Source organism: Spirillospora sp. NBC_01491 (assembly GCF_036227065.1).
GTDB lineage: Bacteria > Actinomycetota > Actinomycetes > Streptosporangiales > Streptosporangiaceae > Spirillospora > Spirillospora xylanilytica.
Window position 1 is genome coordinate 3,747,914 of the sequence record NZ_CP109432.1, and the last position, 22,373, is coordinate 3,770,286.

General features: G+C 72.7%; 22 protein-coding genes. 3 read left to right on the forward strand and 19 right to left on the reverse strand.

The window, feature by feature from the left end; translation table 11 throughout:
- Positions 1-65: 65 nt before the first annotated feature.
- The 3 genes from OHA34_RS17450 to OHA34_RS17460 all read right to left on the reverse strand — a co-directional run bounded on the left by OHA34_RS17450 (position 66) and on the right by OHA34_RS17460 (position 3,322).
- A complete protein-coding gene (locus tag OHA34_RS17450; RefSeq protein ID WP_329522217.1) occupies positions 66-1,331 on the reverse strand; it encodes a sugar ABC transporter permease in 1,266 nt (421 codons plus the stop codon).
- A complete protein-coding gene (locus OHA34_RS17455; RefSeq protein WP_285942234.1) occupies positions 1,328-2,194 on the reverse strand; it encodes an ATP-binding cassette domain-containing protein in 867 nt (288 codons plus the stop codon). The genes OHA34_RS17450 and OHA34_RS17455 overlap by 4 nt, the downstream gene beginning before the upstream one ends.
- A 78-nt stretch (positions 2,195-2,272) precedes the next feature.
- A complete protein-coding gene (locus OHA34_RS17460; RefSeq protein ID WP_329522218.1) occupies positions 2,273-3,322 on the reverse strand; it encodes a substrate-binding domain-containing protein in 1,050 nt (349 codons plus the stop codon).
- 308 nt (positions 3,323-3,630) lie between these two features.
- Between OHA34_RS17460 and OHA34_RS17465 the strand changes: the two genes are divergently transcribed.
- Positions 3,631-4,509: a DeoR/GlpR family DNA-binding transcription regulator gene (locus tag OHA34_RS17465; protein WP_285942236.1), complete on the forward strand. Its 879-nt coding sequence runs from the start codon at positions 3,631-3,633 to the stop codon at positions 4,507-4,509.
- Here OHA34_RS17465 and OHA34_RS17470 read toward each other — a convergent pair.
- Genes OHA34_RS17470 through OHA34_RS17525 form a run of 12 tightly spaced genes read right to left on the reverse strand, consistent with a single transcriptional unit; the run spans position 4,464 to position 14,290 of the window.
- The gene (locus OHA34_RS17470) at positions 4,464-5,498 is read right to left on the reverse strand and encodes a DUF2776 family protein (protein ID WP_285942237.1); all 1,035 of its coding nucleotides are present in this window, start codon (positions 5,496-5,498) and stop codon (positions 4,464-4,466) included. The two genes, OHA34_RS17465 and OHA34_RS17470, sit on opposite strands and share 46 nt — an antisense overlap.
- 40 nt (positions 5,499-5,538) lie before the next feature.
- The gene (locus OHA34_RS17475) at positions 5,539-6,750 is read right to left on the reverse strand and encodes an ammonium transporter (RefSeq protein WP_285942238.1); all 1,212 of its coding nucleotides are present in this window, start codon (positions 6,748-6,750) and stop codon (positions 5,539-5,541) included.
- 47 nt (positions 6,751-6,797) lie between these two features.
- The gene (crcB, locus tag OHA34_RS17480) at positions 6,798-7,160 is read right to left on the reverse strand and encodes a fluoride efflux transporter CrcB (RefSeq protein WP_285942239.1); all 363 of its coding nucleotides are present in this window, start codon (positions 7,158-7,160) and stop codon (positions 6,798-6,800) included.
- Positions 7,160-7,567 (reverse strand): fluoride efflux transporter FluC, encoded by a 408-nt coding sequence (locus OHA34_RS17485; protein ID WP_285942240.1) that lies wholly within the window; start codon positions 7,565-7,567, stop codon positions 7,160-7,162. The genes crcB and OHA34_RS17485 overlap by 1 nt, the downstream gene beginning before the upstream one ends.
- Complete coding sequence (locus OHA34_RS17490; protein WP_329522219.1) at positions 7,564-8,523, reverse strand: urease accessory protein UreD; 960 nt, start codon at positions 8,521-8,523, stop codon at positions 7,564-7,566. Before OHA34_RS17490 ends, OHA34_RS17485 begins: the two co-directional genes overlap by 4 nt.
- Entirely contained in the window at positions 8,520-9,137 is a 618-nt protein-coding gene (gene ureG / locus OHA34_RS17495; RefSeq protein ID WP_285942242.1) for an urease accessory protein UreG, read from the reverse strand. The genes OHA34_RS17490 and ureG overlap by 4 nt, the downstream gene beginning before the upstream one ends.
- A 9-nt stretch (positions 9,138-9,146) precedes the next feature.
- Complete coding sequence (locus OHA34_RS17500; protein ID WP_329522220.1) at positions 9,147-9,884, reverse strand: urease accessory protein UreF; 738 nt, start codon at positions 9,882-9,884, stop codon at positions 9,147-9,149.
- Positions 9,881-11,605, reverse strand: a complete 1,725-nt coding sequence (gene ureC, locus OHA34_RS17505; RefSeq protein WP_285942244.1) for an urease subunit alpha — start codon at positions 11,603-11,605, stop codon at positions 9,881-9,883. Before ureC ends, OHA34_RS17500 begins: the two co-directional genes overlap by 4 nt.
- The gene (locus tag OHA34_RS17510; RefSeq protein WP_329522221.1) at positions 11,605-12,258 is read right to left on the reverse strand and encodes an urease subunit beta; all 654 of its coding nucleotides are present in this window, start codon (positions 12,256-12,258) and stop codon (positions 11,605-11,607) included. The genes ureC and OHA34_RS17510 overlap by 1 nt, the downstream gene beginning before the upstream one ends.
- A gap of 20 nt (positions 12,259-12,278) precedes the next feature.
- On the reverse strand, positions 12,279-13,028 hold the full coding sequence (locus tag OHA34_RS17515) for a sirohydrochlorin chelatase (RefSeq protein WP_285942246.1): 750 nt from the start codon (positions 13,026-13,028) through the stop codon (positions 12,279-12,281).
- A gap of 2 nt (positions 13,029-13,030) precedes the next feature.
- The gene (locus OHA34_RS17520; RefSeq protein ID WP_285942247.1) at positions 13,031-13,336 is read right to left on the reverse strand and encodes an urease subunit gamma; all 306 of its coding nucleotides are present in this window, start codon (positions 13,334-13,336) and stop codon (positions 13,031-13,033) included.
- A gap of 60 nt (positions 13,337-13,396) precedes the next feature.
- Positions 13,397-14,290, reverse strand: coding sequence for an urea transporter (locus OHA34_RS17525; protein ID WP_329522222.1), 894 nt, complete (start codon positions 14,288-14,290; stop codon positions 13,397-13,399).
- Positions 14,291-14,802: 512 nt separating this feature from the next.
- Between OHA34_RS17525 and OHA34_RS17530 the strand changes: the two genes are divergently transcribed.
- Positions 14,803-15,459, forward strand: a complete 657-nt coding sequence (locus tag OHA34_RS17530) for a hypothetical protein (RefSeq protein ID WP_329522223.1) — start codon at positions 14,803-14,805, stop codon at positions 15,457-15,459.
- Between the two features lie 10 nt (positions 15,460-15,469).
- Here OHA34_RS17530 and sepF read toward each other — a convergent pair whose 3' ends face one another.
- From sepF to OHA34_RS17545, 3 genes are all read right to left on the reverse strand, one after another.
- A complete protein-coding gene (gene sepF / locus OHA34_RS17535) occupies positions 15,470-15,739 on the reverse strand; it encodes a cell division protein SepF (protein WP_285942250.1) in 270 nt (89 codons plus the stop codon).
- Positions 15,740-15,812: 73 nt separating this feature from the next.
- Positions 15,813-18,245, reverse strand: a complete 2,433-nt coding sequence (locus OHA34_RS17540) for an ABC transporter permease (RefSeq protein ID WP_329522224.1) — start codon at positions 18,243-18,245, stop codon at positions 15,813-15,815.
- The gene (locus OHA34_RS17545) at positions 18,245-18,976 is read right to left on the reverse strand and encodes an ABC transporter ATP-binding protein (protein ID WP_285942252.1); all 732 of its coding nucleotides are present in this window, start codon (positions 18,974-18,976) and stop codon (positions 18,245-18,247) included. Before OHA34_RS17545 ends, OHA34_RS17540 begins: the two co-directional genes overlap by 1 nt.
- 123 nt (positions 18,977-19,099) lie before the next feature.
- Here OHA34_RS17545 and OHA34_RS17550 point away from each other — a divergent pair, with 123 nt between their 5' ends.
- A complete protein-coding gene (locus OHA34_RS17550; protein ID WP_329522225.1) occupies positions 19,100-19,705 on the forward strand; it encodes a response regulator transcription factor in 606 nt (201 codons plus the stop codon).
- A gap of 295 nt (positions 19,706-20,000) precedes the next feature.
- On the opposite strand, the gene OHA34_RS17555 is transcribed toward OHA34_RS17550, so the two are convergent.
- Entirely contained in the window at positions 20,001-22,178 is a 2,178-nt protein-coding gene (locus tag OHA34_RS17555; RefSeq protein WP_329522226.1) for a sensor histidine kinase, read from the reverse strand.
- Positions 22,179-22,373: the final 195 nt, after the last annotated feature.

Below are 22,373 nucleotides of genomic sequence, written 5' to 3' on the forward strand. Positions count from 1 at the left end.
GGTTCCCCCTCTGTGCTGCTCGGACGGTGCTGCTCGGACGGTGCTGCTGGAACGGTGCCGGCCGGTCAGGCGCGGCCGTGCGAGGCCCGCGACTTCCTGGCCACCGAGTCGAGCATGACCGCGAGCAGGAGCACCACGCCGGTCACCGTGAACCGGTAGGCCGAGTCGAGGTTCAGCAGCGTCAGGCCGCTGGAGATCGACTGGATGACCAGGATGCCGAGCAGCGCCGAGAACGCGCTGCCGCGCCCGCCGAACAGGCTCGTCCCGCCGATGACGACCGCGGCGATCGCGTTGAGGTTGACGTCGCCGCCGCCGCTGCTCTGGTTGGCCGCGGCGAGCCGCGCCGCCGCCAGCACACCGCCGGCCGCCGCGAGCGAGGTGCCGAGCACGAACACCGAGGTGTAGATGGCGTTGACATTGATGCCGGCGCGGCGCGCGGCCTCGACGTTGCCGCCGACCGCGTACACCGACTTGCCCCACCCGGTCCGGGTGAGCGCGTAGTTCAGCAGCAGCGCCAGCACCACGAACAGCACGAACATCCAGCCGATGCCGCGCCCGCGGTCCAGGTACCAGACGACCGCGCCGAACCCGACCAGCACCGCGACGCTGCGCGCCGCGAGCACCGCCGTGGACGTGGCCGACAGCTTGGCCAGCCGGCGCTCGCGAGCGCCGAGCCAGCCGGTGCCGAACAGCCCCGCGGCGATGGCCACCACGAACACGTACGACAGCCAGCCGGGCACGAAGTCGAGCTGCGCGAACCTCACCAGCCCCGAGTCGAACGGCAGGTTGATCGAGCCGTCCTTGCCGAGCACCTTGAGCTGGACGCCCATGAACGCCAGCAGCCCGGCGAGGGTGATGACGAAGCTCGGCACCCCGAAGCGGATGAACACCTGGGAGTAGACCAGCCCGATGATCGCGCCGCCCGCGACCGCGGCGGCCACCGCCAGCCACGGCGACATGCCCTGGTTGACGAAGAGCACCGCGGTGATCGCCGAGGACAGCCCGCTGACCGATCCGACCGACAGGTCGATCTGCCCGGTGAGCAGCACGCACACCAGGCCGAGGGAGATCATCCCGACCGGGACGCTCTCCATCAGCAGGTTGCCCAGGTTGGCGCTGGACAGGAAGTTCTGGTTGAGCGACTGGAACACGATCGCGATGACGACCAGGCCCAGGATCACCGGGACGAGCCCGAGGTCGCCGCCGCGGATCCGGTCGAGGCCGCCCGCGAGCGCGCCCTTCACGCCGGTCCTCCGGCGCAGCCGCTCGTCCTGGAGGTCGGTGGCCACCGCGGCGGCGGTGGTGCCGGTGTCGGTATCGGTGTCGGTCATGACGGGTCGTCCTCTCCCGGCGGGGTGTCCCCGCCCGGCACGGTGTCGCTCTTCGTCCCGGGCGCGGCGCCGCCCGAACGCTCCGCGCGGCGCGTCACCACGTTGTCGGTGGCGCCGGTGATGGCGGCGATGATGTCCTCGTTGGACACGTCCCGGACGGGGAAGACCCCGTTGTTGCGGCCGAGCCGCAGCACCGCGACGGTGTCGGCCACGGCGCGCACGTCCGGCATGCTGTGGCTGATCATGATGACGGCGTGCCCGTTGTCGCGGAGCCGCTCGACCAGGTTGAGCACCTCGGCGGTCTGCGCGACGCCGAGCGCGGCGGTCGGCTCGTCCAGCACGACGACCTTGGGGTCGCCCAGCAGCGACCGCGCGATCGCGACCGTCTGCCGCTGCCCGCCCGACAGCGAGGCGATCGGGATCCGCAGGGTCGGCAGCTTGGCCGAGAGCTGCCGCAGCAGCTCCCAGGAGCGGACCTCCATCGCCACCGAGTTCAGCCGGGTCGGGCGGATCTCCTGGCCGAGGAACAGGTTCTCGATGACGTTGAGGTTCTCGCAGAGCGCGAGGTCCTGGTAGACGGTCGCGATGCCGAGGCGCTGCGCCACCGCGGGGCTGGAGATGGTGACCTGCTCGTCCTGGAAGGTGATCGTCCCGGCGGTCGGGGCGTGCACCCCGGACAGGACCTTCACCAGCGTCGACTTGCCGGCGCCGTTGTCGCCGACCAGGGCCAGGACCTCGCCGGCCGAGACGTCCAGGTCGATGTCGGCGAGCGCCGCGACCGCGCCGAACGTCTTGGAGATCCCCCGGAGGCTGAGGACGCCGCGCGTCCCGGCCTCCGGGGCCTCTGCTGCTGGTTGCCGCACGCGCGGTACCTCCTCGGTCAAGGGGGGGACGGGGCGGCGGCGCCGGACCGGCGCCGCCGTCTCGGATGGATCGTCCGGCTACTTGAGGCCGAGCTCGTCGCAGCCGGCCTTGTAGTCGCCGGTGCAGATGTCGGCGACCTTCAGCGCGAAGCCCGGCTCGGTGACGACCTTGGTGAGGTTCTCGCGGGTGACCACCGTCGGGACGAACAGCTGCGACGGGGTGTCGAACAGCGTCGCCTTGGCCTCGGGCTTCTTGCCCTGGGCGAAGGTGGTGGCGACCTCGGCCGCCGCCTCCGCGACGATCTTGATCGGCTTGGAGATGGTGTTGTACTGGTCGCCCTTGACGATCCGCTGGATCGCGGCCAGCTCGGCGTCGTTGCCGGTCACCGGGGGCACCTTGGCCCCGGCGGCCTTGAACGCGGCGATGGTGGCGCCGCCGGTGCCGTCGTTGGCGGCAACCACGCCGGCGATCTGCCCCTTGAACTGGGTGACCTGGCCGGCGACCCAGTTCTGCGCCTTGGCCGGCTCCCAGCCGGGGGTGTCGAACTCGGCCAGCAGCTTGAAGCCGCTGCTGTCCACCGAGGTGTGGATGCCCTTCTTGATCAGCCCGGCGGCGGCGTCGGTCGGCGAGCCGTTGACCTCCAGGATCCCGCCCTCGGCCTTGGTCGACTTGAGCTGGTCGACCAGCGACTGGCCGATCATGGCGCCGATCTTCTCGTTGTCGAAGGAGACGTAGTAGTCGGCCTTGGCCTTGGGGATCGGCCGGTCGTAGGCGATGATCGGCACGTTCTTGGTCCGGGCCGAGTTGACGATGGTCGCCGCCGCGGCGGAGTCGACCGGGTCGATCACGATCGCCTTGACGCCCTGCGCGAGCATCGAGTCGGCCTGCTGCTGCTGCTTGGCCGCGTCGGCGCCGGCGTTCTGGTAGAGCACCTCGCACTTGGCGCAGAGCTGCTTGACCTTCGCCTTGAACAGCGGCGCGTCGAACAGCTCGTAGCGGGTGGAGGCGATGTCGGGCATCAGGAACGCGATCTTCGTGGCGCCATCGTCCGACGATCCGCATGCGCTGACCGTGGTGAGGGCGACGACCGAGGCGGCCAGCACGGCCGACAGGCGACGAGCCTTCATGGGAACACTCCTAGGGGGCACGGGGGAACCTCCCGGTTTCACATGCGGATCACTCATCCGCCCGAACCCGGACGCTTCCAAAGTGTTAAGGAGTTAACATTTGGGACCGTGACAACGTCAAGTTTGCAACATAGATCAACTCATGGATGTGACGAAAACGTGATGAAAACCGGCCATCTTGGCGCTGAGCTGGAGCTTTGATCTCACATCCCAGGTGTTAACTTCTGGTGGGCGCGTGACGCTCCGGCCGGCCGCCGGCGCGATGAGCGGAACCCACCTCAGAGGAACCCGCCTCCGAAGGGAGCACGTTGTCGACCAAGGACGATCCCGGGACCCCGCCGCCCTCCTCCCCCGACGGCCTGGCACTGCGGGTGCGGAGCCGGCGCCAGCGGATCCGGCAGCGGGTCAACCAGGAGGGCTTCGTCAGGATCGACTCCCTCGCCGAGTCGCTCGACGTCAGCATCATGACCATCCACCGCGACCTGGACGCGCTGGAGAGCGAGGGCTGGCTCCGCAAGGTGCGGGGCGGCGCCACCGCCCAGCCCTCCGCGTTCCACCACGGCGACGTCGCCTACCGCGCCGACGTGATGACCGACGCCAAGGGCCGGCTCGCGCAGGCCGCCCTCGAGCTGGTCCGGCCCGGCTCCTCGATCATGATCGACGAGAGCACGACCTGCCTCGCCCTCGCCGCGCGGCTGCCCGAGCGCGAGCCGCTCACCGTCATCACCAACTTCATGGCGATCATGAAGCTGCTGGCCCCCGAGCCGGGCATCGACCTCATCGGCCTCGGCGGCGCCTACTACCCGGCCTACGACGCCTTCCTCGGCATGCGCACCTGCGAGGCCGTCCAGTCGCTGCGCGCCGACGTGCTGTTCATGTCGACCACGGCGGTCACCGAGGGGTTCTGCTACCACCAGTCGCAGGAGACCGTGGCGGTCAAACGGGCCCTGATGCAGGCCGCGACCCTGCGGGTACTGCTCATCGACCACACCAAGTTCGGCAAGCACGGGCTGCACCAGCTCGCGCCGCTGTCGGACTTCGAGGCGGTGATCGTCGACGCGGGCGCGGCCGAGCGCGACCTCGCCCCGCTGCGCGCCCAGGGCGTCCGCCTGCACGTCCTCGGCCGGGACGAGGGGGCGGATCAGTCGCCGGACGTGCCCGCCTCGAGGATCGAGACGATCGAGTAGAGGGTGAAGCAGACCGCGCCGAGCCCGGCCGTCACCCGCGCCGGCACGAAGAAGGCGGGGTCGCCGGACGCCGCCTCGGACAGGAACGCCGAGAAGAACAGGCAGGCGAGCGCGGTCACCACCGGGATGATCGGGATCTGGCCGGCCAGCGCGGACGAGCGCCGCCACACCAGCCCGAGCAGCAGCACCTTGGACAGGATGCTGAAGCAGATCAGCCCGAGCGCGATCAGCACGCAGCCCGGCGCGATCCGGGCCGGGGAGTCCGAGCCCCACAGCACCAGCAGCCCGACCACGACCGCGATCGTCCCCATCGCGACGACGACCCAGCTCCACCGGTAGCGCTCGGCCTCGCCGTACTCGTTGCGGATCTGCCGGACGATGCTCGCCACCAGCGCGATCAGGCTGGTGCACACCAGCGCCAGCCCGAACACCACGTGCGCGGCGACGACGCGGAAGGTGCCGCCGGCGATGTAGAGCCCGATCGCCATCAGGAAGCCGACGACCGCGCAGGCCGCCGGGATGATGATCAGCACGGTGCCGGTCATCGCCGGGTAGGCGCCCTCGGGCGCGCCGGCCCCCGGCCGGGACGCGGCGCTCACCTTGATCAGATCGAACGCCGACGACGCCGTCGCCACCGTGCTCACGCAGGCGGCGACCAGCCCGACGCCGATGACCACGAAGCCCGCCACCTCGTGCGCGGGCGCGTCCCCCCACACCACCATCGTGATGCCCCAGATCACGGTGGCGAGCACCATCAGGTAGCCCGACACCGGCAGCGCCACCCGCCAGCGCGGCCCGTACCGGCCGATGATCTGCCGGATGATCGTCGCGGCGGTGGTGAAGAGCGCGTAGCAGATCGCGGTCAGCGCCACGCAGACCTGCCCGGCGGTGTAATGCGCGGACGTGTCGCCGCCGGTCCTGATGTAAATGCCGAAGGCCAGGCAGATCGCCGCCATCACCAAGGGAACGGCGCGATAGAAGATACTCATCCCGATGTTCACAATTCCTCCTCACGGTCGGGTGGCACGGTCATTCCTCGACGAATTTCGCGTCCGCCCCGACCCTTTGCTCCTCCTCGGTCTCGCGCATCCGAAAAACCTTGTCGATGACCTTTCCGATGATGAAGGTGACGACGAAGGTGTAGAGCGCGACGACCACGATCGCGACCGCCTGCTTGCCGAGCAGCGCCGCCGAGCCGCCGTGGAAGAGGCCCGCCGTCCCGGTCAGCTCGCCGGTGGACAGGAATCCGATCAGCAGGATCCCGACCATTCCGCCGGCGCCGTGGATCCCGGTCACGTCCAGGGTGTCGTCGTAGCCGAGCACCAGTTTGAGCTCCACCGCGAAGGTGCACACGATGGCGGCGACGATCCCGATGATGAAGGCGCCCTCGACGTTCACGTAGGCGCAGGACGGGGTGATCGCGACCAGCCCGGCGAGCGCGCCGCTGGTCGAGCCGAGCTTGGTCAGGTGCCGGGAGCGGATCCACTCCAGCAGCCGCCAGGTCAGCATCCCCGCACAGCCGGCGATCATGGTGCTGACGAAGGCGCGGGCGGCCACCGCCCCGTCGGTCAGCGCCGAGCCGGCGTTGAACCCGAACCAGCCGAACCACAGCAGCCCGAGGCCGAGCAGGACGAACGGGATGTTGCCCGGCCGCGGCCCCTCCTTGCGCCGGAAGCTGATCCCCGGGCCGAGCGCCAGGGCCAGCGCCAGCCCGGCGATGCCCGAGTTGATCTCGACCACCAGCCCGCCGGCGAAGTCCTGCACGCCCCACTTGTTGAGCCAGCCGGAGTCGTCGAAGACCCAGTGCGCGACCGGGGCGTAGACCAGCGTGAACCAGACGACGCCGAACAGGATCCACGGCCCGTACCGGGCCCGCCCGGCGATCGACCCGCTGATCAGCGCGACGGTGATGATGGCGAAGGTGAGCTGGAAGCACGCGAAGATGTAGGTGGGGATCTGCTGATGGAGGTCCTGCGGCGAGATGTGCGCGAAGCGGAAGTCGCTCCAGCCGATGAGCCCGGCCCCGCCCAGGTCCTTCCCGAACGTCAGCCCGTACCCGTAGATGAACCAGACGACGGTGATCAGAGAAATGCAGGTGAAGCTCATATAGAGCGTCGTCAGCAAATTCTTCCCGCGCACCATTCCGCCGTAGAAGAAGGCGAGCCCGGGTGTCATCAGCAACACCATCGCGGTACTCACCAGCATCCAGGCCGAATCGCCGGTGTTGATGCCACTGCCCATTCTCAGCCCCCTTTCCTCAATGGTCGATTCATGGTCTGCCACCCACGTCAGGTGATGCCGCGGCCGATGGCGTAGAAGAGCTCGGCGCACAGCAGGCCGATGACCAGGCTGCCGACGGCGTTCACCCCCGCCTTGGCGTACGAGCCGTCCTCCATCAGCGTCACGGTGTCCTTCTCGAAGGTGCTGAAGGTCGTGAGCGCGCCGCACAGGCCGGTGCCGAACAGGTGGTCCACCGAGTCGGGCGCGGCGGTGCCGACGATGAGGCCGAGAATGGACGTGCCGATCAGGTTGGCGGCCAGGGTGCCCCACGGGAACCCGTCCCCCGCCGCCTTCTTGAAGAACTCGGTGAGCAGGTAGCGGGCGGGCGCGCCGACCGCGCCGCCGATGACCACCAGAACGGCCGCGCCCATCAGCGCACCCCCCGCGCGACCGCGTGTCCGGCCCGCTGGCCGAGCCAGACCGCGAACCAGCCGAGCAGGACGCACAGCACCGTGTAGCCGATGCCGAGCGGCCAGTGCCCGTCCCCGAGCATCGTCCGGACCTGCGTCATGAAGTGCGAGAACGTCGTGAATCCGCCAAGGAACCCGGTGACCAGCAGCGCGTTGGCGTACTTCCCGGACGGCCACAGCTCGCTCAGCGACATCGACAGGAACCCGATGAACAGGCATCCGGAGATGTTGACCAGGAAGGTGCCGAGCAGCGCGGTGTGGTCGGGCTCGGAACCGACCGCCTCCGACACCAGGTAGCGGCACAGGCTGCCGGCCGCGCCGCCGACGGCGACGGCCGCGATCGCGGTGAGCTCCTTGGCGGGGATCATGACCGGCGCCGGTCCGGTGCGGGGACGCCGATGAGCAGCCGCCGCACCGCGTCCCACGCGGCGCGCATGGCGGCGGCGACCTCGGGCGACTCGGCGCCGAGGACGCGCGCCCAGGCGCCGCTGTCCTCCGGCAGGACGCTGGCGCCCGCGGGCAGGCCGGTGTCCGCGAGCGCTGTGTGCAGAGCGGCCGCCACCACGTCGGCCGGGGCCTTCCGGGTGACCACGAACAGCGAGGCCATCACGCCGTGCCCGCCGAGCACGGCGGGCCCCGTCACCCCGTCGCGCCCGCCCACCCCGTCGCGCCCGCTCACGGCGTCGCCGCCAGGCAGCAGGCGGAGCGGGTCGGCGAACAGGGTCCGGCCGTCCGGGGCGCGCACCTCCAGGTCGGTGCAGAACGCCGCGTAGTCGTTGCGCTCGCCCCGGGCGAGCCGTCCCAGGATGACCGTCTCGCCCAGCACGACGGTGGCGGACGGGTCGGCGGTCAGGACGGTCCGCTGGTAGAAGCGGGAGTCCTTGAACGGGATCGTGGGATCGGGCAGGTACTCCAGGTAGGCACCGGGGCCGGCGGTGAGGTTGACGAGCTGGGAGGCGTAGTCGGCCTCCATCCGGTAGATCTTGCCGGCCGCCTGCGTGGTCAGGTGGACCGCGGTGTCCGGGCCGCACTCGACGTCGATCCGGTACCGGTCGCCCTGGAGGACGCCGCCGCCGGACTGCATGATCAGCAGGAACGGCATGTCCGGGCGCTCGGGGTCGTAGTACAGCGGCTGCATGATCTGCAACGGCGTCTTCTGGTAGTGCCCGGTCAGCTCGGTCCGCGTCGCGCGCCGGGAGAACGCCAGCTCCAGCAGCCCGACCTTCCCGGGGCTGCCGACGGGCAGGGTGTCCGGGACCGACGCGTAGCGGGTCACCGGCTCGGGCGTCCGCTCGATCGTGTAGTGGTCGGGGTGGAGCCTCATGCCGGCGCCATCCGGCGGCTGTCCACGAAGTCGGCGACCTCGGCGACGCCGGCGCCGGTCAGGCAGTCGGTGAGGATCACCGGGCCGTCGCCGCGGACCGCGTGCGCGTCCCGCTCCATCACCGCCACGTCGGTCCGCACGTACCGGGCGATGTCGATCTTGTTGATCACCAGCAGGTCGGAGTCGGTGATGCCGGGCCCCCGCTTGCGCGGCATCTTCTCGCCCTCGGCGGTGTCGAGCACGAACACGTACACGTCGGCGAGGGCCGGGCTGAAGGTGAGCGTCAGGTTGTCGCCGCCGCTCTCGAACAGCAGGGTGTCCATGTCGCCGAACCGGTCCCGCATCTCCGCCGCGGCGGCCAGGTTCATCGTCGGGTCGTCCCGGACGGCGGTGTGCGGGCACGCGCCCGTCTCCACGCCGACGACCCGCTCGGGGTCCAGCACCCCGGCCAGCTCGCGCCGGACGTGCTGGGCGTCCTCCTGGGTGTAGATGTCGTTGGTGATCACCCCGACGCTGTGCCCGCGCTCGATCAGCAGCGGCACCAGCGCCTCGATCAGCGCGGTCTTGCCGGAGCCGACCGGGCCGCCGATGCCGATCTTGAACACGTCGTCCATGAAGTCCTCCTAGGTGGTGAACAGGCGCGCGGGCGCGCGCTCGTGCACGGCCGACAGGACGTCGGCCAGCGGCACCGTCCCGCCGATGTCGCCGGGCGACTCGCGCGCCAGCGCGGCGCGGGCGGCCTCCTCGATCACCGGCGCCAGCCCGCGCAGCACGGCCTGCGCCTGCCGGAAGTCGATCCGGCCGAGGCGGACCGCGGCGGTGGTGCAGCTCAGCGCGAAGGCGAACAGGTCGCCGACCACCGCGTCGTCCGCGGGCACCCCCTGGCCCGCGTACACGACGCCGACGACGACCGCGTGGTTGCCGAGCGCCGCGCCCTGCCGGACGAGGGCGGCCAGCGTCTCCAGCTCCGGCCCCCCGAACACCACGGCCGCCGTCTCCAGCACCTGCCGCCCGGTCCGGACGGAGGCGCGGCGCAGCTCGCGGTTCAGCTTGACCGCGTGCAGCCGCCGGTCGACCGCGGCGACGGCCGCCCAGTCGTCCCGCCGGACGGCCCGGTGCGCCTGCGCCAGCGCGGTCGCGTCGCCGGGCCCGGCGGAGTGCCGCAGCAGGTCGGCGACGACCGCCGCGATCTCCTCCGGCCCCGACGCCGCGGACGCCTCCAGGCCGTGCGACAGCGTGTAGAGCCCGCTCGGGAAGGCCGAGTCGGTGAGCTGGAGCTGGGCCAGCAGCGGGCCGTGCCCGTCGGCGCGGCCCGGCCCGCTCACCGGCTCGGCTCCGCCCGTGCGGCCTGGCCCGCTCACGCGATGAAGTAGCGCTGGGTCAGCGGCAGCTCCTGGGCCGGCGCGATGGTGGCCCGCTGGCCGTCGACCGTGACCGCGTAGGTCTCCGGATCGACCTCGATCCTCGGCACGGCGCTGTTGCGGATCATGTGCCGCTTGTCGACGGTGCGGCAGTGCGACACGCCCTCGATCTGGCGGCGCAGCCCGAGGGCCTCGGGCACCCCGGCGTCGATCCCGGCCTGCGACATGAACGTGACGCAGGTCGACTGGAGCGCGCCGCCGAACGCGCCGAACATCGGCCGGTAGTAGATCGGCTGCGGGGTGGGCAGCGAGGCGTTCGGGTCGCCCATCGGCGCCCAGTTGATCACGCCGCCCTTGATCACCATGGCCGGCTTGGCGGCGAAGGCGTTGATCGGCCACAGCACGACGTCGGCGAGCCTGCCGTCCTCCAGCGAGCCGACCGTGTCGGCGATGCCGGTGGTGCGCGCCGGGTTGATGGTGCACTTGGCCAGGTAGCGCAGCACCCGCTCGTTGTCGTTGCGCGCCGAATCCTCGGGCAGCTTGCCGTGCTGGTCCTTGTTGTGGTGCGCGACCTGGAAGGCCCGGGTGAACGACTCGCCCACCCGGCCCATCGCCTGCGAGTCGGACGAGACCATGCTGATCACGCCGAGGTCGTGCAGGACGGTCTCGGCCGCGATCGTCTCGGCCCGCACCCGGCTGTCGGCGAACGCGACGTCCTCGGGGACGTTGTAGTTCAGGTGGTGGCAGACCATCGTCATGTCGAGCAGCTCGTCGACCGAGTTGACCGTGTACGGCAGCGTCGGGTTGGTCGAGGACGGCAGCACGTTCGGCTCGCCCGCGATCCGCATGATGTCGGGGGCGTGCCCGCCGCCCGCGCCCTCGGAGTGGTAGGTGTGGATCGCGCGGCCGTCGATCGCGCTGATGGTGTCCTCGAGGAACCCGCCCTCGTTGAGGGTGTCGGTGTGGATCGCGACCTGGACGTCGTACTCGTCGGCGACGGTCAGCACGCAGTCGATGACGGCCGGGGTCGCGCCCCAGTCCTCGTGCACCTTGAGCGCGCAGGCGCCGGCCTCGAGCTGCTCGTGCAGCGGTCCGGGCAGGCTGCTGTTGCCCTTGCCCATGAGGCCGATGTTGATCGGCAGGCCCTCGCACGCCTGGAGCATGCGGGCGAGGTTCCACGGTCCGGGCGTGCAGGTCGTGCCGCGGGTGCCGTCGGACGGGCCGGTGCCACCGGCGATCAGCGTGGTGATCCCGTTGGTCAGCGCGGCCTGCACCTGCTGCGGCGAAAGGAAGTGCATGTGCGGGTCGATCGCGCCGGCCGTGGCGATCAGGTGCTCACCGGAGACCACCTCGGTGCCCGGCCCGACGATGAGCCGCCGGTCGACCCCGTTCTGCACGTGCGGGTTGCCGGACTTGCCGATCCCGGCGATCCGGCCGTTCTTGATCCCGATGTCGCCCTTGACCACACCGATCATCGCGTCGATCACCACCACGTTGGTGATCACCATGTCCAGCGCCAGGGTGTGGTTGCGCGACCCGGGGTCGGCGCCCATGCCGTCGCGGGCGGTCTTGCCGCCGCCGTAGAGGATCTCGTCGCCGTACAGCCCCTCGCTGTGGTCCTTCTCCACCTCGACGACCAGGTTGGTGTCGGCGAGCTGGAACCGGTCCCCCACGGTGGGGCCGTACATGTCGGTGTACTGCTTGCGGGTCAGGGTGGCCATCAGGATTTGCCCTTCTTGGTGGTACGGGTGCGTGACGACCGGCTCGGCGCCTTGGCCGTCACGGCCCCCTTGCTCGTTCTGGCGGCGGCCGTCCGCTTCGGCGCGGCCCTGCCCGCGGTCTTGGCCGCGGCCTTCGGTGCCGCCTTCGGTGCCGCCTTGCCCGCCGCCTTCGGTGCGGCCTTGCCCGCCGCCTTCTTGGCGGCCGGCCGCTTCGCCGCCGCCCGCGCCGCCTTCGGCACCTCAAGCTCGGTCTTCGCGGACTTGGGCTTGCGCACCTTGACCGTGGCGTCCCTGACGTTCTGGAAGCCCTGCTCGGCCATCCGGGCCACCGCGTTGCGGTGCGTCTGCTCCGAGCGGAGGCCGCCGTTGACCAGGCCCGCGAAGCCGACCACCCGCATGCCGCCGCCGTACTCCACCAGGTCCACCCGGTGCGAGTCGCCCGCCTCGATCCGGACCGCGGTGCCCGCCGGGATGTCCAGCCGCCGCCCGTAGGCGCGCTCGCGGTCGAAGCTGAGCGCCCGGTTGGCCTCGAAGAAGTGGTAGTGCGAGCCGATCTGGACGGCCCGGTCGCCGGTGTTGCGGACCGTCATCGTGACGACGGACCGGCCGGCGTTGATCTCGATCGAGCCCTCGCCGTAGATGTAGTCGGGCATGACGTCTCCCTTCGGAGTGGTCAGTGGACGTGGTCGTGGTCGTGGTGGTGTGCGGTCCCGGCCGCGGCGAGCCCGTCGCCGCCGCCGAGGTCCCAGTGGCGCTCGGCGACCGCGACCCGCTCGGCGACCAGGCGCCGCAGCGCGGCCGGGGCGAGCAGCGGGCCGCCGTAGCGGACCGCGGGCGCCCGTCCGCGCGCGCTCGTGTCCAGGCCGAGGGCGCGCCGTCCGACGAACGAGGCCGGCACCACGGTGACGCCGTGCGCGCCGAGCCTGCGGCACCGGTCCACGGCCTCGGGGACGTCCGGGTCGCCGCCGCTCAGCGCCACCTCGGCCCACCGCAGGGCGCTGTACTGGCGGACGAGCCGGGCGATCCGGAACAGCTCGGCGTCCTGCTCGGGCGACGACGCCGGGGCGGTGATCAGCGCCGCGTGGCCCTCGGGCGTGCGTCCGGCCGCGGCGCGCAGCCAGCCGACCAGGTGGGTCGGCGTGCCGAGCGGACGGGTCAGCAGCAGCTCGCCCGGCGCCCGGTGGCCGGCGAGCCGGCCCAGGGTCTGCGCGGCGTGGGCCGCCAGGCCCGGGTCGCGGCCGAGCGTCATCGGCACCACGGCGAGCGGCCCCGGCAGCGCGGCGGCGGCGTACAGCTCGCGGCCGGTGCCGATCACGTCCGGTATCGGCCCGTCGGCGGTGCCGTCCGGGCCGCCCGCACCGCCCTCGCCGCCGGCGGCGAGGGTCTCGTGCCCGCCGACCAGCACGACGCGGCGCGCGGTCACGGTCAGCCGCCGACCGGGTCGTGGCAGGAGACCAGCTTGGAGCCGTCCTTGAAGGTCGCCTCGATCTGGATCAGCGGCGCCATCCCCCGCACCCCGGGCATGACGTCCTTCTCGCCGACGACGTGCTTGCCGAGCTCCATGCAGTCGGCGACCGACTTGCCGTCGCGGGCGCCCTCCAGGATGGCGACGCTGATCAGCGCCACCGCCTCGCTGAAGTTGAGCTTCAGGCCGCGGGCCCGGCGTTTCTCCGCCACGTCCGCGACGACGTAGATCAGCAGCTTGTCCAGCTCTCGCGGTGCGAGATTCATCGTTCACCCTCCTCAGAAGCGAGTCCGCCGGGCGCGCGCCCGGCGGCGGGACGGTCCTGGTCATCCGGTTCGGCGCAGCGCGTGGGCGGTGCCCACCGAGGCGAGGAAGATCCAGGTCACCAGCACGAACGGCCACGTCAGGGTGTGGCCGCCGACCGGCGTGAAGAAGTTGGTCAGGGCGGCGGTGAGCCCGGCCGCCGCGGCGGCGCCGACCAGCGCGAACACCCCCGCCGCCGGGGTCAGCACAACGAAGATCCCGGCCAGCGCCATCGCGGTCAGCACGGCGTTGTAGCCGTACAGCCCCTTGCCGATCGACTCGGTCGGGGCGCCGAGACCCCAGCCGACCAGGATCCCGACGATGCTGGCGAGCACCGCGGCGACGGCCGCGATCCGGCTGGCGACCACGATGCCGACCAGGAAGATCAGCCCGACGTACCACTTGTCCTGGAAGAAGATCTGGCCGATCCCGTTGAACAGGCCGTGCCAGGCGTCACTCCAGGTCAGCGTCGTGCTCGTGGAGACCGGCGCGGGCAGGGCGGCCGAGGTGTGGCCCCTCCACACCCGCTCGAAGGTCGGGGCGGCGACCACGATCACGGTGGTGATCACGCAGAACGGCGCGGTGAACGTCGGCAGGTTGTACTGCGTGAGGACGGTGACCATGGCGGCGGTGAGGACGCTGCCGGCGATGCAGCCCGCGATGGTCAGCACGACGGTCATCCAGTTGGTGCCCAGGTAGAGCACCAGCGAGACGCCGATCAGCGCCCCGCAGAACCCCTCGAGCCCGATCAGGACCCGCTTGCGGTCGATCCCGAGCGCGACCGCGGTGAGCGTCGCGACGACCGTGCCGAGCAACCCGAACACGCCGAACTGCCAGCCCCCGACGAACAGGGCGATGATGAACAGCACTCCGGTCCACGGGTTGCTGATGAACTCGACCTGCGCGACCCCCCGCAATATGGCGAGTGGATACTCTCTGGCCGCCACCGGGCCCTGCGCCGAAGCCTCTGAAGTATCCGAGGTCATAGCCCGACTTGTTTCCTGCAGATCAAGACCGAACCTCGCACCGCAGGACATCCCGAATGCGTTGCCCTCGCAATAATGGGACTCATAGAAGATTCCTTTGCCGGGGCGGTGAAAATATGCGCGGTCCGGTGACTTGATCTTGGGATGACGAGGCACAGGGTGGGCAGCATGGTTCGCATATCTTTGCCAAGATGGCAGTCGACGCACACGTCGAAGGCGCTCACCGGCCGAGAGGGACACCAAGTGCGGGGGGTCAGATTTTACTCTGGACAAGCTTTATCAGAATGGATGGAGGGGATCGTAGAGATGCAAAGCGACGGCAAGGCCCGGGCCGGGCCGCCGCAGGTACGGCCGGTTTTGGCCGCGGCCGGGCCGACCGGACCGGACGCCGGCCGCCGGAAATGCGGGACGCGCTCATGCGCCTGAACGGGAGGGCCGGCACGATGCGGGAACGGAATCCGGACGGCACGTCCGTCACCTCGGTCATCGCGCGTCTGGCGGCCGGGGGCGGGCTGCTGATGGTCGGCATCTCCGGCATCGTCACGGGCATCGACGACCTCGCGGGCCATCAGGTCAGGACGTACCTGGAGGTCGGCGAGGGGGGCGATCCGGCGCAGCTCGTGCTGTACCCGGTGCTGCTCGGGCTCGACACGCTGGCCAGCCTGGCGCTGGTGTGGGCGGGCATCCACGGCGTCTGCGCGCTGCCGGTCAACGAGGGCTGGCGGCGGTGCCGCAAGGGCGTGGTCGTCGGCGCGCTGGTCAAGGTGGCGGCGCTGGTCACGGGCCTGCTGGTCCTGCGCGGGAGCTGGCGCGGCCTCTACCTGGACCCGGGCTGGCCCGCCGCCGACCGGATCGTGCTCGCCGGCGCGGCCGTGCTGCTGGTGCTCGGCGTGCTCAGCCTGCCCCGCCCCTGGCCCCGGACGCCCGGCCCGCTCCAGCCGCCGGCGGCGCCGGACGACGACGACCCGCGGCACCGTCCGGGAGGCCGGATGGACGACGACCCGTTCCCCTACACCGGGCCCTACTCCGGCCCGTACACGCTCGGCGAGGGGGACGACGGCCCGCGCACGACCGCACCCACGCGCACGCTGAGCGGCTAGCGAGCAGACGCTAGGCGGACGGCCGAGCGGCGCCGGGCGGACGGCCCGCCGTCGCCGCCTCGACGACCCAGCCGGACGGCACGAGCAGGAACACCTTGCGGTCGACCCGCTCCATCGTCCCGCAGCGCCCGATCACCAGCCCCGCGGCGAAGTCGACGAGGGGCTTGGCCTCGGCGTCGGTCAGGGCCGAGAGGACCATGACGACCGGCACGTCCTCACGGAAGAGGCGACCGACCACGGCGACCTCGCCGTAGTCCTTGGGACGCACCGTCTTGACCACCGCCTCAGTGTGCCGCACGCCGCCCCCGGTGAGAAGCGCGGATCCGGCCGGCGGGCGGCCGGATCCGCGCCGCTCACCGGCGCACGGCCAGCGCGATCCGGGCGGGCAGGTAGGTCGCCGCGAGGGTGAGGGCCCCGGCCGCGCCGAGGACGGCCAGGAAGGTGAGCGGCGGGATGTGCGGGAGCCCGCCGGTCATGCCCGCGGCGAACGCGGTGAGGGTGGCCAGTGCGATCGCGGCACCGAGCACGGCGGAGATCAGCAGCACCGCCAGGGTCTCCCAGCCGAGCATCCCGAGCACCTGCCGCCGGGTGGTGCCGATCAGGCGCAGCACGGCGAACTCGCGGGCCCGGTCCGAGGTGGCCATGGCGAGGGTGTTGACGGCCGCGATGACGGTGAACGCGATGATCAGGCCCATCGCGACGTAGTTGACCTCGGCGTTGGCGGCGGCCTGGTCCGCGGCGAGCGCGGTGCCGTCCAGCAGGGCGGTGCCGGGGTGGGCCAGCGCGGCGGCGGGGGCCGTCCCGGCGATGAGCAGGGAGCCGCGCGGATCGTCCACATGGGCGGCCAGGACCGCGTGCGCGACGGTGAGGTCGCCGAACCCGAGGCCGCGTGCGTAGACGGCGATGACCTGCGGGGCGAACGGGGTGCCGTCGCCGAGCGTGAGGCGGAGCCGGTCGCCGGGCGCGACGCCGAGCCGGTCCGCGGCGGTCGTGCTGACCGCGACGGTGCGGCCGTCCAGGCGGTCGAGGGAGCCCGACCGGACGTCCAGGTCCATCGTGGCGGAGAGCCCGGCGGGGGTGACGCCTTGGATCCCGTAGTTCTCCAGCCCGACGCGGACGGTGCTGCGCACGACCTCGGTGGCGGTGGTGACGCCGGGAGTGCTCCGGACCTTGGCGGCGACCTGGGCCGGGACCTTCGGGCCGAGCACGTGGGCGGCGCGGATGCCGGCGCCGGCCTGTGCGGTGGCGGCATGGCCCATCGTCGTCTGCACGAACAGGATCGTGGCGGTCAGCCCCATCATCAGGCACAGCGGGGTGATCACCGAGGCGAGCCGGCGGGCGCCCGCGCGCAGGTTCGCCGCGGCGAGGTAGCCGCCGGCCGGCGACAGCCGCAGCGGGACGCTGAGCAGTCCGACGGCGGCGCGGGCGATGAGCGGGCCGAGCAGCGCGACGGCGACCGTCCAGACGAGCGCGGTCAGCATCGTGACCGGGCTGGACGCGGCCTCGGTGTGCAGCATCGACAGCAGCACGGTGAGCGCGACCGCGACCGCCGTGACGGCGAGGCCGGCCACGGTCCGGGCCGTGCCGAGCCCGGCGGGACGGAGCGCGGCGTCGCCGAGCGCCTCCACCGGGCGGATCCGCGCGGTCCGGCGGGCCGAGACGCGGGCGGCGGCCCAGGCGGCGACGGCGGCGGCGAGCAGTGCCGCGGCGAACGGGAACGGGCTGAGCACCAGGTCCAGATTGGGCGGCAGCGCGCCGAGTCCGCGGAACCGGTCGCGCAGCCAGAACGCCAGCGGCAGCCCGGCGGCGGCGCCGGGCACGCCCGCGGCGAGCGCGACCAGCAGCGCCTCGCCGCCGATCATCCAGCGGATCTGCCGGGGCGTGGCGGCGACGGCGCGCAGCAGGGCGATCTCCCGTTCGCGCTGCTGGACCGAGAGCGCGAAGGTGCCGGCGACGACCATGATCGCGACCAGCAGCGCGGTGCCGCCGAGCGCGCCGCCCATGCTGATCAGCTTGATCCGGGAGTTCTCCGCGCCGGGGAACTCGGCGGTGCCCCGGGCGTCGCCGGTGTGCACGGTCGCGGTGGTGCCGCGCACCGCCGCCGCGATGGCCGGTCCGGCGGACGCGGGGGACGCGCCGATCGCGGTCACCATGCCGGGACGTCCGGACAGGGCGGCGGCGCGGGCGGTGGTGAAGAAGATCGCGGCCTGGTACTCGGGCGACTCCCGGGTCACTCCGGCGACCCGGTACGTGCCGGGTACGGCGGAGGCGACCGCGACGCGCGCCCCGACAGCGAGCCGCGCCGACCGGGCCGTCCCGGCGTCGATCACGATCTCGTCGTCGGCGGTGGGCGCGCGCCCGGCCGCGAGGGTGAACGGGGTGAGCGCGGCAGACTCCCAGCCGTGCCCCCACGAGGCGCGGTCTCCGCCGCCCGGGATCTCCGCCGGGAAGCTCACCTCGGTCAGCACCGACCTGACGCCCGGCGCCGACCGGACCCGGCCCGCCACCGAGGCGGGCAGCCACGCCCGCTCGGCGATCACCTTGGCCTTGTGCTTGACCTTGCTCTTCCCCTTCTTCTTCTTGATCGTCGTCTGGTGCACGTACTGGTCGCCGGACACCACGACCGGGGCGCCCGCGTAGCGTTCCGGCGCGACCGAGCCGCGCAGTCCGGTGTCGAGCAGGACGCCGCAGGCGCAGACGAGCGCCGCGGCGCACAGGAGCGCGGCGAACGCTCCGGCGAAGGCGGCCTTGCGGTGCCGCAGGGTGCTGAGCACGATCCCGGGCATCAGTTCCACGCTCCCAGCCGCGTCATCCGGGCCGCGACCCGCTCGCTGGACGGCGCGTCCATCGTGTCGACCACGCGGCCGTCCGCGAGGAACAGGACCGTGTCGGCGTAGGACGCGGCGACCGGGTCGTGAGTGACCATCACGACGGTCTGCCCGGTCGCGTCGACCGTCTCGCGCAGCAGGGTGAGCACCTCGCGGGCCGTCATGGTGTCGAGCGCGCCGGTCGGCTCGTCCCCGAACACCACGTCGGGACGGGTGACCAGCGCCCGCGCGATCGCCACCCGCTGCTGCTGCCCGCCGGACAGCTCCGCCGGGCGGTGCCCGGTGCGGCCGGTGAGCCCGACCCGGGCGACCACCTCGTCCACCCAGGCCTGGTCGGCGCGGGTCCGGGCCAGGCGCAGCGGGAGCGTGATGTTCTGCATCACGGTCAGCGAGGACACCAGGTTGAACGCCTGGAACACGAAGCCGACGCGGTCGCGGCGCAGCTCGGTCAGCTCGGTCTCGCTCATCGCCGACAGCTCGGTGCCGCCGAGCCGTACCGAGCCGGACGTGGGGGTGTCCAGCCCGGCCGCGCAGTGCAGGAACGTGCTCTTGCCCGAGCCGGACGGCCCCATCACCGCGGTGAACCGCCCGCGCGGAATACCCGTCGTCACCTCGCGGAGCGCGGCGACCGCGCCGCTGCCCTTCCCGTACACCTTGCTGACCGTGTCCATCCGTACCGCTTCGTCCATGCCCTCAATCCTGCTGACCTGCGGCTTCATCGGCCAGAGACGGCATCACCGGCGACCCGTGATCTCGTCATGCCCGGGCGGTGAACGGTCCATGGCGGACATATCACCTGATAGACATAGGGCGTGATCAAAGTGCTGCTGGCGGACGACCACGTCGTGGTGCGCAGCGCGCTGGCCTCGCTGCTGGGGCTGGAGCCCGACCTGACCGTGGTCGCCGAGGTGTCGCGGGGCGACCAGGTGCTGCCCACCGCCCGGACGCACCGCCCCGACGTCGCGGTCCTCGACGTCGACATGCCCGGGCTGGACGGGCTGGAGGCGGCGGCGCTGCTGAACGCCGAGCTGCCCGGCACCCGGGCGCTGATCCTCACCGGGCACGGCAAGCCCGGCCACCTGCGCCGCGCGCTCGCCGCGAACGTGCGCGGGTTCCTGCTGAAGACCGCGCCGCCGGACGAGCTGGCCGCCGGGATCCGCGCCGTCGCCGCCGGCGGGCGGGTGCTCGACCCCTCGCTCGCCGTGACCGCGTGGGACCTGGCCGACAACCCGCTCACCCCGCGCGAGACCGACGTGCTGCGGCTCGCCGCCGAGGGCGCCGAGGCCCCCGAGATCGCCGAGCGACTGTTCCTGTCGGCCGGGACGGTGCGCAACTACCTGACCGCCGCCGTCGCCAAGCTGAACGCCCGCAACCGCACCGACGCCGCCCGCATCGCCCGCGAGGCCGGCTGGCTGTGATACTGAAGTCCCGGCCTACGGCACTCGCCTGGCGGCTCGCGCCTAACCGGGCCCTGGCGAGCGCGGCATCGCTTCGCGATCCGCCCGGTGAGACTCGCCTTCGGCCTCGCCTCGCCGGGCAGGTCACGCGCTCAGGCGAGCGCTGAGGTCCTCGGGGCAGGAGCCCCGAAAGCCCCGGCCCACGACACTCGCCTGGCGGCTCGCGCCTAACCGGGCCCTGGCGAGCGCGGCATCGCTTCGCGATCCGCCCGGTGAGACTCGCCTTCGGCCTCGCCTCGCCGGGCAGGTCACGCGCTCAGGCGGACACTGAGATCCTCGCGGCAGGAGCCTCTGGAGAGGCGCCGGCGTCCAGCGTCACGGTGGCCTCCAAGCGGAAGCGGCCGTGCCCGTCGGCGCGGGCGGTGAGCGTGCCGCCGAACGACGCGAGCCGGGTGGTGAGGTTGCCGATCCCCGCCCCGGGCGGAGTGCGCGGCGCGCGCGGGTCGAGGCCGTCGTTCTCCACCGTCAGCAGCACCGTGCCGTCCTCGCGGCGCACGGTGGCGATCGCGCAGTGCCGGGCGGCGCTGTGCCTCAGGATGTTGGTCACCGCCTCGCGCAGCACCGTGCCGAGCACCGCCGACGCCGGGGCGGGCAGGTCGCCGTGCCCGAGGTCGAGGACGACCTCCGCGCCCGCCGCCGCCAGCACCGAGCGGGCCGAACGGGCCTCCTCGTCCAGCGACGTCTCCGGGTCGTCGCCGCCGGTGGCGGTGCGCAGGTCGGCGCGGGCGCGTCCGGCCATCTCCACCACCTCGGCGAGCTCGGCCCGCGCCCGGTCCGGGTCCGGCACCGCGAGCCGCCGGGCCAGCTCGCACTTGAGCAGGATCGCGGCGAGGCTGTGGCCGAGCAGGTCATGCAGGTCGCGGGCGGCGCGGAGCCGTTCCTCGACGGTGGCCGCGCGGGCCAGCCCGGCGCCGGCGTCCTGGAGGTCGCTCACCAGCCGGGCCAGGCGCACCAGCCCGTACACCACCAGCGCGGTCACCAGCGTGCTGATCACGTAGTTGACCAACCGCGCCGGGTCGGGCGACAGCGCGCCCCCGGCCACCGCCACGCCCGCCAGGACCGCCGCGACCAGCGGTGTCCCGGCCCGGCCCGGCAGCACCACCAGCAGGGTGCCGGCGAAGAAGCCCGGCACGCCGAGCCATCCGGCGCCGAACCACAGGAGCGGCACGAAGGTCAGCAGCGCCTGGACGGTGAGGATCAGCGTCCAGACGCGGGGCCGGAAGGCGCCGCCCGTCCGGTGCAGCCGGAGCGCGGCGACCAGCGGCAGCACCGCCGTCGCCGCCGCCAGCGCCCCCGGGCCCGGCTCGAGCTGGAGCAGGCCCTTGGCGCAGAACCCGGCGAGCACCGCCGCGAGCACTGTGACCGACAGCCAGTACGCGGCCCGGTCGGGCACGTTCACCGGACGGTCGCCGGCCGCGGCGGCGGCCTCCACCGCGAACCACCCGTCCGGCCCGAGCCCGGTGGCGAAGGCGCCGCCGGCCGCCTCGACCCGCGCGGCGGCCTCGGCCAGCCCGTCCGCGCCGCGCGCCGCGGTCGGCTCGCCGTCGTTGGCCACGCGCAGCCGGACGGTCCCGTCCGCCTCGGCGGTCTCGATCACGCAGCGGGCCGCGGTGCCCTGCCGGACGACGTCGGTCACCGCCTCGCGCAGCACCGTCGCCAGCAGCGCCCCGCCCGGCCCGAGCGGCTCGGCGTGCCCGGTGCGGATCTCGGCCTCGATCCCGGCCGCCGCGAGCAGTGCCCGCGCCGCCGCCGCCTCGGGCGCCAGCGACAGGCCGCGGAAGGCAGCGGCGGCCGTCCGCGCGTCGGCGAGGGAGCGCCGCGCCACCTCCAGCACCGCGCCGATCTCGGCGGGCCGGTCCAGCGCGCGCCGGCTCCCCTCGATGATCGTCTCCAGCCCGCGGCCGAGTCCCTCGTTCAGCTCGGCGGCGATCCGCAGCCGCTCCCGCTCGACGGCCGCCACGGTGAGCGGCAGCCGCGCCGCGGCGGTGTCGGCGGCGCGGTCGGCCAGCCGCACCAGCCCGTACACCAGCAGGCCGGTGAGCACCATGGTGATCGTGGCGTCCACGGTGCCGGCCGCCCCGGCCGAGCGGCCCGCCTCGATCACCGCCGCGGTGCCCGCCACCGCGATCGCCGCCGGCCAGGCCGACACCAGCAGCAGGCTGCCCGCGACGAAGCCGAGCAGCCCGACCGACGTCCCGGACGCCAGCACCGACGCGTACGCGAGACCGCCCTGGAGGGCCACAGCCCACGGGCCGCGGAACCGGGCGAGGCCGGGCACGATCCAGACGAGCTGGACGGCGCACGCCGCCACGATGACCACGACCGCGGCGCCGAGCCGGATGCCCCCCTCGGTGCGGGACGGCGCGGCCAGGAGATAGACGGCGGCGCACGACGCCAGCACGGTCACGACGGTCAGCCGCGCCGTCCTCGTCATGGGATCGGTCCTGTGGAACAACCGGTCTACCTCCGCCTTCCCCCGTCCGGCCCGCCCTCGGCGGACGGGCCGGTCACAGCCTAGGCCGCGCCGTCCGTCCCCCGGGCGGGCGGGCCCGCGACGCCGTCGGCCATGCCTCCTCCTCGCCCAGAGAAATGGGATCTTGATACGAGCGATATAGGTAATTAATTTCGC